Here is a 13604-nt window from a genome sequence, read left to right as displayed (position 1 = left end):
GCACTCATGTTCACAGATGTCCTGAACGCCCTCAACTGGCGTTATGCCACCAAGCGAATGAATGGCCAGAGCATTCCCCAGGCCACCATTGACCGAATAGTCGAGGCGGCTCGGCTGGCCCCTTCGTCCTACGGACTTCAACCCTATACTCTGCTGGTTATTGAAGATCCTGAACTGCGGGCGAAAGTCCAACAACAGGCGGCCCAGCAGCCGCAACTGTCGGAAGGCTCCCACCTGCTGGTATTTGCTACCTGGACCACGCTCGACGAGCACCACGTTGATGAGTTCATCGCCTTGATAGCAAATGAACGGGAGATACCAGTCAGCGAGTTGAACGACTACAGTTCGGCCATCAAAGGCACGCTGGAGACATTGGGAGACACAGCGGCAAAGCAGCAGTGGGCGGCCCGCCAGGCCTATATTGCCTTGGGGCTTACCCTCACTGCAGCGGCCCTCGAGGGGGTGGATGCCACGCCCATGGAAGGCTTCGACCCCAAGGAACTGGACCGACTGTTGGGGCTGCCGGAGAAAAACCTCAACAGCGTGGTGATCGCGGCGCTCGGCTATCGTGACGAGACACGGGACGACACGGCTGGGCAAGCCAAGGTTCGTCGCCCGCTGGCACAGTTCCGACAGCTCCTGGCCTGAACCCGGTTAACCGGCGGGATCGGTTTCCAGCAGCTGGCAAACCTCCTCGTCGGTGACCTGATCGAAACGCTGGTACCAACAGCCCACTGCACCAAAATCGGAGCGTTCCAGAGGGCAGACGACCTTGTCCACCACGGTCCGGAACTCGTCGGCGCTGTCCTGTGCGGCCACCGGCACGGCGACCGTGAGGCGTGCCGGATGCTGTTTCCGAACCGCAAGCACCGCAGCGTGCATGGTCGCCCCGGTTGCCAGGCCGTCGTCCACCAGAATGACATGCCGGCCACTGATCCTGGGCGCGGGACGATCCCCCCGGTAACGTTGGGCTCTTTGCTCAAGCACCTGCTGTTCACGGGCCTGAACCCGGTCCACGTCCGCTTCCGAGACCCCCAGGCTGAGGATCAGGCGGGCATTGAGGTAACGGGAGCCATCTTCAGCAATCGCCCCCATCGCCAGTTCCGGTTGGAACGGTGCCCCCAGTTTGCGAACATTGAGAACATCCAGCTCCAGCCCGAAACGGCGAGCGATTTCCGCCGCCACTGGCACCCCACCCCGAGGCAAGGCCAGAACCAGGGCCTGCTTGCCCAGTTCTGTTTTTGCCAGCGCTGTCGCCAGCTTACGCCCGGCATCGGCGCGGTCGCGATAGGTAGCTGTCATGGCTTCAGGCCTCCCCATAACGGGCAAATGATGCCTTACCACCTATCACTATAGCTCAGCCGCTGAACGGCAACACCGTTAGGCCAGTGCCGGTTCCACCGCTACCGGTTTGTCGAGGGTCTGGCTGTAGGCCAGCTGGTGACCGCTGCCATCCTCAGCGACGGTGTAGAACTCAATCTGCATCTCGGTTTCGGTCAGCCGTACCCACACAAACCCCAAGGCGTTTTCCTGCTGGAACACCGTCGGGTTCCGTTCGGCATCATCAAAGTCGTCGGTCTTGCCGGCCGCGCCAGACACAATGATGTGAGCCGGCCCCATTTCCTCGACGGGCTCAATCCACTGCAGGGAGTGGTCGTGGCCGGTGAACAGCAGGTCTGCCTTATCGGCAAAGCACTCTTCCATGAAGGCCTTATAGCGCAGCCCATCGGCATCCGGGTTGGTAAACATCCAGCGCATACCGGGGTCCAGATTGCCGGCATTGCCGTGCTTGCCGTTGGATTTGTAGGGCACGTGGCTCATGGCGATTTTCCAGTGAGCCCGGGAATCCGCAACGGTCTTTTTCATCCAGCTCTGCTGCGGATAGCCGTAGTTCTGCCAGGTGAAGTTGGAGTCGGTATCGGTATAGAAGCTGGTCAGCGGGTTGGAGTCCACCACAAACAGCTCCAGGAACGGCCGATCATCACCGGCATCACCAAAGACCTGATTGTAGTAGCGTGCCGGCATGCGCCATTTGTTGGAATACCGCTCGGTGCTGTAGTGGTAGTCCACCTGATGGTTGCCACGCTGGTTATCACTACCGCCACCAAAGATGGTGCTGGCGCAGTCGTGGTTGCCCAGACACATGTAGAACGGCAGATCCAGGTTCTGGTAGGGATACTCGAAGCTGTCCAGGAAGCGGGGGTCGTCCACGGAAGTCACCCCATCCTCATAGATGTTATCGCCAGCCCCCAGAACGAAGTCACACCCCTTCACCTTGGCGACCTTCGCCATGGCGGCTGCCACCGAGTACTGCCCCATAGTGCCGGTGCCCATGTCTCCGATGACGATAAAGCTCAGCGCCTCGGTACGCTCCGGTAGGGTCTGGCCCGGATCGGTTGTACCAGTGTCGGTTCCACCCTGGCCACCATTGCCATTACCTGCGGAACTTCCGGCACCGTCCCCACCACCGCCACCACCACAGGCGGTGATCACCGGGACAGTGGCACTCCCTACCAGGAGGTTTCGAATAAACTTACGTCGGTTCATGCTCATACTGCGGACTCCGTGACTGCTTGCTGGGCCGGGGCCAGCAACGGCGGGTTCTGTTTGGGCGCACTGGGAGTGTCCAGCCGTTTAACTCGGTTGGCTCCATCAGTGGTGGCGTAGGCGCGGGCGAACGTTTCCTGGTTACTGGGTTCGCTGACCGTCTCCAGGTGGAACCAGTCGGCCTTGCAGTGCTCGGGCGTGATATCCAATACGATGTAGCCCCGATGGAACAGGTCCACCCATTTCAGGTGCGGGTTAAGCGGAACCAGCGCCAGTGCCGCCAGGTCCGATAAGCCCTTGGTGGGAGCAGCCGGCGAAGTCACCGCAGGGGTGACGAACTCCACCGCCAGTGAGCCTTCCCCGGTGAACGGGTTATAGACCGACAGGTTGCCCGGATCGATACTCAGGTCCATGGCCCAGGAGCTGTGAATGTCGCCGGTCAAGACGACGGTGTTATCCAGGCCCTTTGCCTCGATACGGCCCAGCAGAGCGCGGCGACTGGTTTCATAGCCGTCCCACTGGTCAAAGTTGAGCTGGGCACCTCCGCCCAGGCTCCAGTTCGGCGAATCCGGCAGTGTGCCCAGGGTCAGCGGCGCGATCATCACCTGCTGGCCAATCAGGTGCCAACGGGCACCACGGCTGTGGGAATGATCCAGTTGGTCAAACAGCCAACGCTGCTGGGGCGCACCCAGCAACTGGCGATCAGGGTCACGGGCCTCGCCGGACGTACTTACCTGCTTGTCGCGACCAATGATGCGGGTGTCCAGCATCATCAGCGACATCAACTGACCGAACTCAAAGTGCCGATAGATACGAACCTCATTGTCCGGTGCCACCCGGCGAATCGGCATCCACTCAAAGTAGGCCCGGACGGCAGCGCGTTTGCGTTCGCCATAATCACCTTCACCGTCGTTGTGGTTCTCGGCGCCGTTCATCCAGGCATCGTTGGTGATCTCATGGTCATCCCACACACAGATAAACGGGTGCTGGCGATGGCATTCCTGAAGATCTCCGTCCTGGCGGTAGCAGGCGTAGCGACGACGGTAGTCATCCAGGGTCACGATCTCATGGGGCGGATCAACGGGGCGGTCGGCCGCCACTGCGGCATCGTCGTACTCGCCGGGACCGTATTCATAGATGTAATCCCCCAGGTGCAGCACAGCGTCCAGGTCAGCGCGGAACGCCACCTTGCGATAGGCATTGAAATAGCCATAGGGGTAGTTGGAGCAGGACATGACGGCCAGACGCAGGTGGTCCACGGACTCACTTGGCGCCGGGGTGGTGCGGGTCCGGCCAATGGCCGAATAATGACCCAGGGTCTCGAAGCGGTAGTAGTAGGTCGTTCCCGGCGAAGGCAGCAGGGGGTCAATCTTCACCGTGTAATCGGACTGGGACCGGGCGTAGCCCACCCCTTCGTATACGATGTCGTTGAATTCAGTATCCCGGGCGACCGCGACAATTACCGGAATCTCATCCAGGCCTTCTGCGGTGATCCGGGTCCAGAGAATCACCTGGTAGGCCAGAGGATCTCCGCTGGCAATGCCATGCTGGAACGGGTCTGGCCCGCTATAGGCCGGCATGCGGTCACGAATGGAATCGATGGAACCGCTACTGCCATTGCCGTTTCCGGGTGGGTTGATATCGGGTAGCGCAGGGGCCTCGGCAGAACCACCGCCACCGCAGGCAGACAGCAATCCCAGGGACAATCCGGTGGCACTGCTCTTAATAATAAAGTCGCGTCGTTTCATTACTACTACTCACGTCTGAAAGAAACGTGACAGAGTTTAATGTGACACCGTTAACGCTTTATTACATCCGTTGACTATTGACGCCAACCAGCTTGTCATTTTGAGCCAAGAATTCGCAGGGGAAATATGCGGCTAATCTGCAAAAAGTATGGAACCGGCGACGGATCTTCATCGTGTGATTCAAGGGAGTGTCATTCTGCCAGAGCAAATGGCATTCCCGGTCTCTGCCCGCATGCCTGTGGTTGTGAGTATTGGAACCCTTGCACCCCTGGCAGCTTCTTTAGCAAGTGGAAGCCTGGACAGAGTGTCCCACTGGTTTTCGAAGGCCAAGCCAGTTGGATTATATTGACCCGCTCCACCCCCCTGGAGCGGGTATTTTTTAAGCCTCTGATCAGAAGCTGACCTCAACCCCCAAATCCCCAAACTGGTTACTGTAGTCGTATCGGTCAATATTGCTGGCGTTGCGCTTGTACTGATAGTTCGCAATCAGTGCCCAACCGCTGCCCAGCTGCCACCGTGCGTCCAGCCCAGCCTGCAGGCGGGTATCCGAACGTACAATGACCAGCGTGCCCTCAGGCACGGCGAGACGATGTGGGTCTTGGTATTCGCTGTAGCGGGCGCCAAGACTCAGGCCCAGTTCCAGCTCAGACAGTACTGGGTAGGACACCGCCAACTCCAGTTGATGGCGTTCTGGAGAGAGACTGTAGAACTCCCTTGCGGTCGACAGGTCTTTCCGGTCGTTGAGTTCACCACGATAGTCCAGGCGTCCTTTCCAACGCTGCCAAATGACCTGATAGCGCCCAGCCAAGCGGTAAAGCTGGCCATCGTAGGCTTGGTACTCCGGCTCTGCCACCACCTCGGTCGCGGTGAACCGGATCCGGCAAAACTCAGTCTGGAACCAGCCGAGACAGCCCCCCTGCAGATACTCCAACAGCAATTGGGCATGACGCTCCTGGGCCGAGCCCGCCCGGAACAGCCAACTGCCCCCGGCACCAACACGAACCCTGCCCGGTCCGGCCGCCTGGACCCAACTCACACCAAACTGACCAACATCGCTGTTAAAGTCCTGCTCAGAAATGTAGTGCCGGCCGTAGTAACCGAGATCGGTACGAAGGCCGGCCTCGGCATCACCCCAGAGAAACCCGTTGCCGGCTACGACCGCTTCGGCAAACGCCGCGTCGACTTCGGAGCGGGCACTGTCGGGAAACAGACCAATGTTGGTTTCATAGCCACTGCTGAAGGCGGTATAGCCAAACCAGGATTTTTCAGTGCCGGACACTGGCACAGCTTCGCCCAGACGAGCCAGTTGGCGCTCGGCAAGTGTTGCCAGGTTCTCTGCCGCATCGGCATCCAGTACCGCACGAAACGATGCCCTGGCCGCCGTCGGGTCATCCTGTTTGAGGGCAATAAGCCCAAGGTTATAGCGGGCAAGTGCCTGGCTGTCGGTATCCAGCAACTCGCGGAAGGCTGCCGACGCATCGGTGTAGCGCTCCAGCTGGTAATAGACCACGCCGAGGTTGTAGTAGAGGGATTGGGAGTTCATACCCTGATTGCGGGCATGTTCAAGATAAAGCCGGGCTTCGTCCGGCTGGCCCTGCTGAAACGCTTCGACCCCGTATCGAAACAGGGTATTGGCATCAACCCATTGGGCCGATGCGCCCGTACTCGCCAGGAACATCGCAAGCCCCAGAGCAAGAGGCGTTTTGAACAACTGCAGCAAGAAGGCAACCCCCGGATCCGATACTTCCGGCGGTGTATTCAACACAGCCAAACGTTCACGGTTCTTATACTCGCAGCACTGACATCCGCAGTACCGAGGGGTCTACATTAATGGCAAAAGATGCACATAACAATGAAAAACGGCCAACTCACCATCACTGCCCAATTACAGCTTACCGTCGATCAGCGGGTTATCCAGCAGGTTGCCATCGGTCAGGTTCTCTTCATTGATCAGTGGCAAATCGGGGACTTCGATCACCGGCAAGCCTGGTTCCCCAAGAATGGGGAGATCCAGGCCTGGACCGTCGATCAGCGGCAGGTCCAGCACCGGCGACGTGTCAATGGTCTCACCCGGCAGCTCGACGTCCAGGGCATCCCGTGATTCCCGGTCCTGTTCAGCCAGTGCCTCGCCCACTTCACGGCCGGTGTCCAGCGCATCAACCGCCAGTTCGCGGCCCGGGTAGTCACCGTCAAAACCGAAACTGTCCCGGTCACGCAGGGTATCCGGCAGCTCCAATTGCTGCACGAAGCTCTCTGACAGAGCTTCATCGTCGGTGACCATTCTCATGGTCACGTCCAGTTCATCGTCAGCGCTGACCAACGCTGGCCCCAGCAGTAACAACACGGCACTGCCGAGGGTCAGAAAATACCGCAAAAAACGTCGGGGAAACGTCATGATGCAGGCTCCGCTTCAACTTGAATGGGGGCCCGGAATGTCTTTTGCCTTGACCCATCATCCAGATGAGCCACCAGCTCGCCTTCCGCAGGGAACAGAACCTTCAGCGGAAGGGACAGCACATTGTCCCCCTGCTGCAGACTCACCTGCCAGCTCAGGCGCTGGCGACCTGGGAACGAGGCCAACTCAACATGCGGTGGCAGGTCCAGGGTCAGGGTCACGTCATCCAGGGCGTGATTGGAATGAAAGGCCAGCTTGACGGTTTGTTGTTGTGGTGCGAAAACTTCCGCAGTTGGATCCGCAGTCGCCACCGGAGCGGACTGCGTTGCCGGAGGTGTCTGCTCCTGCAGACCAATGTAGAGCCCAAGGGCCAGCACCGCCGCGACAGCACCACCCAAAACCGGGTGCTGCCAGGCTCGGTGCGCCCCCTGTTTGCCAGTAGCTACCGCCAGCACCCTGGCCTCGAAATCCACACTGGGCGCCGGAACAGCCTGTTGGCGCAAGGCGTCCAGAAACTGCCGCTCGGCGTTCAGGCGATCTGAGCAGGAGGTACATTCAGCCAGGTGTGCTTCCAGCGCACACTCCACCCCTGGCGCCAACTCGCCACGGGCGTATTGCTCCAACTGCTTACTGAACAGATCACATGACATGGCATTCACCTCAATCACTCACACGTTCGCGGCGGCCAAAAGGTTCCACTTCTTTTTGCAAGAGTTCCCGCAGCCTGGCACGACAGCGGTGCAGTCTGGACTTGATGGTTCCGACCGGGACATCAAGTACCTGGGCGATATCATCCTGGCGCCAGCCGTCGGCATCATGCAGCAGCAACAGGGTCCGCTGATCCGGCGACAATTTACCCAGCACCCGTGTCAGGCTTTGCCCCAACTGTTCCTGACTGATGTGGTCAAAGGCATCAGCGGAGTCCGAATCAAAGCTGTCGAGAAACCCAGCCTGGTCCGCCACATCGGTCAGCGTACTCACCGAGACTTCATTTTGCCGGCCTTTCTTGCGGGTAGCATCGATGAACTGACGGTACAGCACCCGGTTCAGCCATGGCCGTAACTGCTCAACCGCTTCAACTTCCTCAAGCCGGGGAAACAGCTTCACCATGACGTCCTGTACCAGGTCCTCAGCATCGTCACGCTGCCCGGTCAGACGATAGGCAAAGGCGTACATGCCTTGCATATGCGGCTGCACTTTCAGCTCAAAGCGCCGGGCTTTGGACATTCGGAAAGGAAGCAGGGTCAAACAACGGCCCTCATGGACGATTCCTGTACGGCATGGTTAGCGGGGAATACAGTGCAGAATTGTACCAGAGTAACACGTCCGCCCAAGGTGCATTCATCGCAAATCGAAAAACGGACACCGCCCGACGCGTCAGGGCGGTGTCCGCACGAACATGACGCCTGTACTCAGGAGTGGTTGGAGAACTGGTGGTAAAGTTTGTCTTTCAGGTGCGCCCGCTCCATTTTCATGTCCCTGAAATGGTCGTCATCGGTGGGCACATCGCGGACTTCCAGACCTCGAATCTTCTTGTCTAACGCGTCGTATTGATCACTGAGTTCACGGAATTGGGGATCGGTTTTGCGGAGTTCCAGGATAGCGTCTTTGTAATCGGGAAAATCAAGATTCAAAGCATGGTCGCTGATGGACATACGTGACTCCCTCCTTTGGCGGTGGCGTTCAGGAGCGGCAGCTCCCCCACTCTTAAAGATAGTCCAACTCCCGCCAAAAGGGAGCCCGTTTGACGGGCTCAGTCAAAGAACCGGCGCCGCAGTTCGGACAGGCGCTGCTGGTATAGCTGCTGCCACTGAGCGTCCGCCATACTGCCCCTGAGGGCAGTCATCTCGTCGTCAAACGCCTGCTTGGCGGTTGCGTAGTCCTGCTGCTGTTGAGCCTGCTCCTCCCGCACCCGTTCCCGCTCGCCAATCAGCGCCGACTGCTCGTCATCGAAGTACTGCGAGCGTAGGGCCTCGCTGATGGCCTCACGTTCTTTGGCATCGGTCACCCCGGCCTGCAGCAGTTCCCGTTCACGCCGGTAACGACCATACACCCCCTCCTGATCTGCCAGGGCTTCGCCATACCCGCCCCAGCGGTCACTGCGTAACTGTTCCAGGCGTTGGAGCCGTTGCTCTGCCGTCAGGTAGGGCGCCTGTTCCAACAGCTCGCCGTAACCAAACTGGTAGCTGGCCCAGGCCCGTTCCTGGCCATACAGCAGTTCGGTCGCAGCATCGCCAAAGTGCTGGACACGCAAGGCATCCAGCTGCTGATAGCGCTGCTCGGGAGGCTGGCTTGTCGGCATGGTCAGGCTCTGCATCTGCGCCTGATACTGGAACTGCTGCTGGAGAATCGTTCTCAGCTGAGCGGCAAAGCCGGCATCCGGGTAGCCCTCAAGCCGATCGTCCAGCAGGGCCTCACACAGATCGGGCTCACCGCCACACTGGGCCAGCAACTCGCGGAAGAACTGTTGCAGGTTGCCGCCGTGGTCCTGATACCCCTGCAGGCGCTCGGCCCAGTAGGCCTGGTCCTGCGCCCGCCGGGCCTGCTGACTGGCCTCACGCTCATCGTCACCATTGGCCGCCGACACCACCGGGCCCCCGGTGGCTGCAACCGCCGCAGGCGTGGCGGCGTCAGGAGACGGTGACGCCAACCGGCTTTCCGTGGCGGCAACAGGCGGCTGGGGGTCGGCATCCCGGCCCATCACCGCCCATACCACCGCAAGGCCTGCAACGACCGCCAGTAGGCCTGTCAGCAGATACCGCATCAGAACTGGAACTCACCCAGAACCGGGAAGTGGTCCGAGTAATCCCAGATACCCCAAAGGTCGTCGGAATCAGAGCGGGGTACCCGGACATCGTTGCGGGACGACACCGGCGTCCGATGAGTGGTGCTGTAGAACACGTAGTCGAGGTACTCCACACCCAGGGACAGGTCACCATCGACGTTCTGGTTGATCGAAGGGTCATAGGTGGCGCCGGCATAGCCGGTAGAGACCGGTGCCGCCGCCACCAGGTTGGTCAGCATTTGCTGATAGTCACCCGGGAACTTCAGTTTGTTGACGTTGAAGTCACCGCCCATGATCACTGCGTCAAAGGCCGCAGGCTGCTTGCTGTCCACCAACGCACGGATCTCCTGGAACTGCTGCTGGCGCTGGGCACGCGCTTCGTTGCTGTCGAACGCCGAGGTATGGGCTGCAGTTACGTGGTAGGCCTTGCCGTCACGAATGATCTCGGCATAGACCACGCCTTTGTCGGCCAGACACTCGGTGCCGTTGCACTGCTCGAAAATGTCGAAATCGGTGCTGGCAATCGGGTAACGGCTAAGGATCACCACCCCACCGTTGAACAGGTTGAAGCCAGGGGCATCCAATACGTCAGTCTGGTATGGGTATTCCGAGGCCAAGGTGTTGAGCATCCCCTCAACATCGGAAGCAAACGCTTCCTGCAGCAGCAGGACATCATAGCCATGCAGTACCGATGGCAGCTCTTCCACCCGGTCACCAATGTTGCTGGCAAGCAATGGCAGGGCCCAGATGTTGTAGGTCAGGACCTTGAGGGCGTCGTCACCGCTGAGTGGCTCCGCCTGGGTCTGGTTATGGATGGTGTAATAGAAGTCATCGTAGCCACCGGTGTACTGGGCCTTGAACCCCACCCGGCTTGCCCGCGCATCGTACTGGCTGTCGTAGCGGTGGATATCACGATCGTCCGCCCACGGCGCCTGGAAGTCGGCACCTTCAGCGCTGTGTTCGATGCGACTGCCATACCAGGTGCCCCGCATTTTTTGTTGCAGGGTGACGGTTGAGCTGGCCCCGGTTACCTGGGTGTCGAAGTAGTAGGTGCGGCCGCTCTTCAAACCCTCATAGCGGTTGAAGGCCAGTACCCGTGCCGTGGCATAGGGCGCAATTTCCTGGGCTTCCCGCTGCCATTCATTCCCCTCGTTCAGGGTGTCGTCACCATAATGGTTGATCTGGACACTCACCGGTTCGGGCGTTGAGTTGGTGATGTACACATAGCTGTCAGCAAGCGCAGGTGCGGAGGTAAAAACCGCCGCCATAGCCAGCAGGCCTGCCCGCAGAGAGTGGTTTCGATGAGGCATCGTTCGTTTCCTTCGTAATCGTTGTTATTGGAATTGTCGAGACACGCAATCCTGAGCCAACGCCAAAATTTCCGACCAAAGAGATGATGACCCATCACGATTGCCACTTTATTAAACAACCAGTGGAAATTGCTGAACAACTGCTCACATTTAAAAACCATGACCACGTCTCACCAACTGTCGTCACCATAACCACTATGGCCCAATATGACACAACCCTATTCCGTCTCCGTTGCGCAACCTCACCGTCATTAAATGCTCACTGAGTCGTCACCTTGTCTGTCCAGACTGGTTAGGCACAGCCATACCCACCCCCAGTTAACAAGGACGGAACCATGAAAGTGACAACGCGTTGGCTGGCGCTCGCCCTGAGCGCCGGTCTGTCTGCCTCCGGCCAAGCCGCCGTGGTGATCAGCGAATACGTAGAAGGCTCCAGCAACAACAAGGCGCTGGAACTCCTCAACACCGGACCGGACAGTGTCAACCTGGCTGCCTGGGAGCTTCAGGTCTACTTTAACGGCAGCCAGACCCCCGGGCTCACCGTGAACCTCGAAGGCGACATCGCCCCCGGCGCCAACTTTGTCTTTGCCCACGCTTCCGCGATCCCGGCCATCCTTGCTGTCGCCGACCAAACCACCACCTCCGGCCTGTTCAATGGCGACGATGCCATCACCCTTCTTAATGGTGGCGCTGTTCACGACAGCATCGGTCAGATCGGTATCGACCCCGGCAGTTACTGGGGCAGTGGCGACATTCGCACCCAGAACGCCACTCTGCGCCGCCGGGATGGCGCCGCCGCCGACACCAACCCGTTCGACAGCTATGACCCCAGTCAGGTATTCGATGGCTTTCCCCAGGACAATATCGACGACCTGGGCGCAGCCAATGACGGCGGCGATGGCTCACAACCACCGGCTGGCCCGGACATGAGTTGTGGCGCGGATGCCACCCCGATCAACGCGATTCAGGGCAGCGGGGATGCCAGCCCACTGGTGGGCCAGACTGTCGTTGTGGAAGCGGTCGTATCCCGGGTTAGCAATGGCAATGGCGAACTGGGCGGTTTCTTCCTGGAGGCCCGGCTGGAGGATCGTGACAACGACCCACGCACGTCTGAAGGCTTGTTTGTCTATGCCCCCAGCACCAGCGCGAGCCCTGGCCAGCTGTTGCGAATTGCCGCCGAGGTCACCGAATTTGGCGGCCTGACCGAACTGGCTCCAGTCTCCGATATCGCTGACTGTGGCAGTGCCGATCTGCCACCGGCTATGGCGGTCACCCTGCCCTGGACCTCTGCCGATGCCGCTGAAGCCTTCGAAGGCATGAGGGTTCAGTTCCCGCAGGCGCTGGTGGTGAATGACAACTACGACCTTGGACGGTATGGCAGCCTGACTCTGGGCAGCGCGCGTGCCTTTATTCCAACCCAGGTGGTCAGCCCTGGCTCCGATGCCGCCCTCCTTGCCGAGATGAACGCCCTCGACCGGCTGATCCTGGATGACGGCAGCAATCGCCAGAACCCCGCCACCATTCCGTACCCCACGCCCGAACTGAGCGCCAGCCAGACCGTTCGCGCCGGCGACACGGTGTCGCAGCTTCAGGGCGTGTTGGATTACCGCTACGGCGAATGGCGCCTGCAGCCCACCGCCGCTCCCGTGTTCCAGCCGAACAACCTGCGCACCCCGGCACCGGAACTGAGTGACCGAGGCAATCTGGTGGTCGCGTCGTTCAATGTGCTCAACTTCTTCAACGGTGACGGCCTGGGCGGCAATTTCCCCACCGCTCGTGGCGCGCATACCGCCGAGGAGCTGGCCCGCCAGACCGACAAACTGGTGAGCGCCATGCAGGCCCTGGATGCCGACATCATCGGCCTGATGGAAATTGAGAACGATGGCTACAGTGAGATCAGCGCCATAGCCGAACTGGCCTCAGCACTGGGTGATGACTGGGCCTTTGTTGACCCGGGATTGTCGCAGCTGGGCAGCGATGCCATCACCGTTGGACTGATCTACCGTGCTGACCGGGTTGCGGTTGTTGGCGATGCCGCCACCTTGTCCACCAGCCCCTTTGATACCCTCAACCGCCAGCCGCTGGCACAGACGTTCCGCCGACTGGATTCCAGCGATGGCGTCACCGTGGTGGTCAACCACTTCAAATCCAAGGGCTGTAACAATGCCGAGGGCGACAATGCCGATCAGGGCGATGGCCAGGGTTGCTGGAACCCCGTTCGTACCCACGCCGCCTCGGCCCTTGCCAGCTGGCTCGCCAACGACGCCACCGGCACTGGCGAATCGGATGTCCTGGTGATTGGCGACCTCAACAGCTACACCCAGGAAGCACCGATCCGCACGCTGGAGGACAGCGGCTATAACAATCTGGTTGCCAGCCTGCTCGGCGACCAGGCCTACACCTACGTCTTCTATGGACAGGCGGGCAGCCTCGACCATGCCCTCGCCAACCAACCCCTGACCCAGAAAGTCGTGGCGGCGGCAGTCTGGTCCATCAACGCGGACGAGCCCCGGGCCCTGGACTACAACATGGAGTTCAAGAGCAGCGAACAACAGGCCAGCCTGTACGCCGCTGACCCGTATCGCGCTTCCGATCACGATCCGGTACTGGTTGCCCTGACGATGGACACGTCCACTCTCGCCGAGCGTGCCGACCTCAATGGCGATGGCCGCATTGATGGTCGTGACGTCGCCCGCTTCATCCTGGCCTACCTGTTTGGCCAGGCGGATGACGTCAGCTACGACATCGACGCCAATGGCCGGGTCGACCTTGACGACCTGGAGGCCCTGTTCCAGGCTCGCCGCCCGGTCTGACTCCAC

The 13604-nt window shown here is 60.0% G+C and carries 12 protein-coding genes; 2 read left to right on the top strand and 10 right to left on the bottom strand.

All coding sequences use genetic code 11. From position 1 onward, the window contains the following. Nucleotides 1-6 precede the first annotated feature (6 nt). On the top strand, nucleotides 7-648 hold the full coding sequence (locus tag BMZ67_RS04675; RefSeq protein ID WP_092020717.1) for an NAD(P)H-dependent oxidoreductase: 642 nt from the start codon (nucleotides 7-9) through the stop codon (nucleotides 646-648). 6 nt (nucleotides 649-654) lie between these two features. Here BMZ67_RS04675 and BMZ67_RS04670 read toward each other — a convergent pair whose 3' ends face one another. The 10 genes from BMZ67_RS04670 to BMZ67_RS04625 all read right to left on the bottom strand — a co-directional run bounded on the left by BMZ67_RS04670 (nucleotide 655) and on the right by BMZ67_RS04625 (nucleotide 10785). Then, nucleotides 655-1302 carry a phosphoribosyltransferase gene (locus tag BMZ67_RS04670; protein ID WP_092020716.1) on the bottom strand — a complete coding sequence of 216 codons (648 nt, stop codon included), beginning with the start codon at nucleotides 1300-1302 and terminating at the stop codon, nucleotides 655-657. 78 nt (nucleotides 1303-1380) lie between these two features. Continuing rightward, on the bottom strand, nucleotides 1381-2553 hold the full coding sequence (locus BMZ67_RS04665; RefSeq protein ID WP_092020715.1) for a metallophosphoesterase: 1173 nt from the start codon (nucleotides 2551-2553) through the stop codon (nucleotides 1381-1383). Next, on the bottom strand, nucleotides 2550-4295 hold the full coding sequence (locus BMZ67_RS04660) for an alkaline phosphatase D family protein (RefSeq protein WP_092020714.1): 1746 nt from the start codon (nucleotides 4293-4295) through the stop codon (nucleotides 2550-2552). The genes BMZ67_RS04665 and BMZ67_RS04660 overlap by 4 nt, the downstream gene beginning before the upstream one ends. 391 nt (nucleotides 4296-4686) lie before the next feature. After that, on the bottom strand, nucleotides 4687-6060 hold the full coding sequence (locus BMZ67_RS04655) for a tetratricopeptide repeat protein (RefSeq protein ID WP_092020713.1): 1374 nt from the start codon (nucleotides 6058-6060) through the stop codon (nucleotides 4687-4689). 120 nt (nucleotides 6061-6180) lie between these two features. Then, nucleotides 6181-6690 (bottom strand): hypothetical protein, encoded by a 510-nt coding sequence (locus tag BMZ67_RS04650; RefSeq protein WP_092020712.1) that lies wholly within the window; start codon nucleotides 6688-6690, stop codon nucleotides 6181-6183. Beyond that, nucleotides 6687-7340 (bottom strand): anti-sigma factor family protein, encoded by a 654-nt coding sequence (locus BMZ67_RS04645; RefSeq protein WP_139214326.1) that lies wholly within the window; start codon nucleotides 7338-7340, stop codon nucleotides 6687-6689. Before BMZ67_RS04645 ends, BMZ67_RS04650 begins: the two co-directional genes overlap by 4 nt. Nucleotides 7341-7350: 10 nt before the next feature. After that, nucleotides 7351-7938, bottom strand: a complete 588-nt coding sequence (locus BMZ67_RS04640) for an RNA polymerase sigma factor (RefSeq protein WP_245749870.1) — start codon at nucleotides 7936-7938, stop codon at nucleotides 7351-7353. A 164-nt stretch (nucleotides 7939-8102) separates the two neighbouring features. Then, entirely contained in the window at nucleotides 8103-8345 is a 243-nt protein-coding gene (locus tag BMZ67_RS04635; RefSeq protein ID WP_092020710.1) for an HP1242/YdcH family protein, read from the bottom strand. Nucleotides 8346-8443: 98 nt separating this feature from the next. Further along, a complete protein-coding gene (locus BMZ67_RS04630) occupies nucleotides 8444-9454 on the bottom strand; it encodes a lipase secretion chaperone (RefSeq protein ID WP_092020709.1) in 1011 nt (336 codons plus the stop codon). After that, the gene (locus BMZ67_RS04625; protein WP_092020708.1) at nucleotides 9454-10785 is read right to left on the bottom strand and encodes a sphingomyelin phosphodiesterase; all 1332 of its coding nucleotides are present in this window, start codon (nucleotides 10783-10785) and stop codon (nucleotides 9454-9456) included. Before BMZ67_RS04625 ends, BMZ67_RS04630 begins: the two co-directional genes overlap by 1 nt. A gap of 335 nt (nucleotides 10786-11120) precedes the next feature. Between BMZ67_RS04625 and BMZ67_RS04620 the strand changes: the two genes are divergently transcribed. After that, a complete protein-coding gene (locus tag BMZ67_RS04620) occupies nucleotides 11121-13598 on the top strand; it encodes an ExeM/NucH family extracellular endonuclease (protein WP_092020707.1) in 2478 nt (825 codons plus the stop codon). Nucleotides 13599-13604: the final 6 nt, after the last annotated feature.

This window comes from Marinobacter zhejiangensis (assembly GCF_900114775.1).
Lineage (GTDB): Bacteria > Pseudomonadota > Gammaproteobacteria > Pseudomonadales > Oleiphilaceae > Marinobacter > Marinobacter zhejiangensis.
This window is presented reverse-complemented; position numbering and strand designations above follow the sequence as displayed.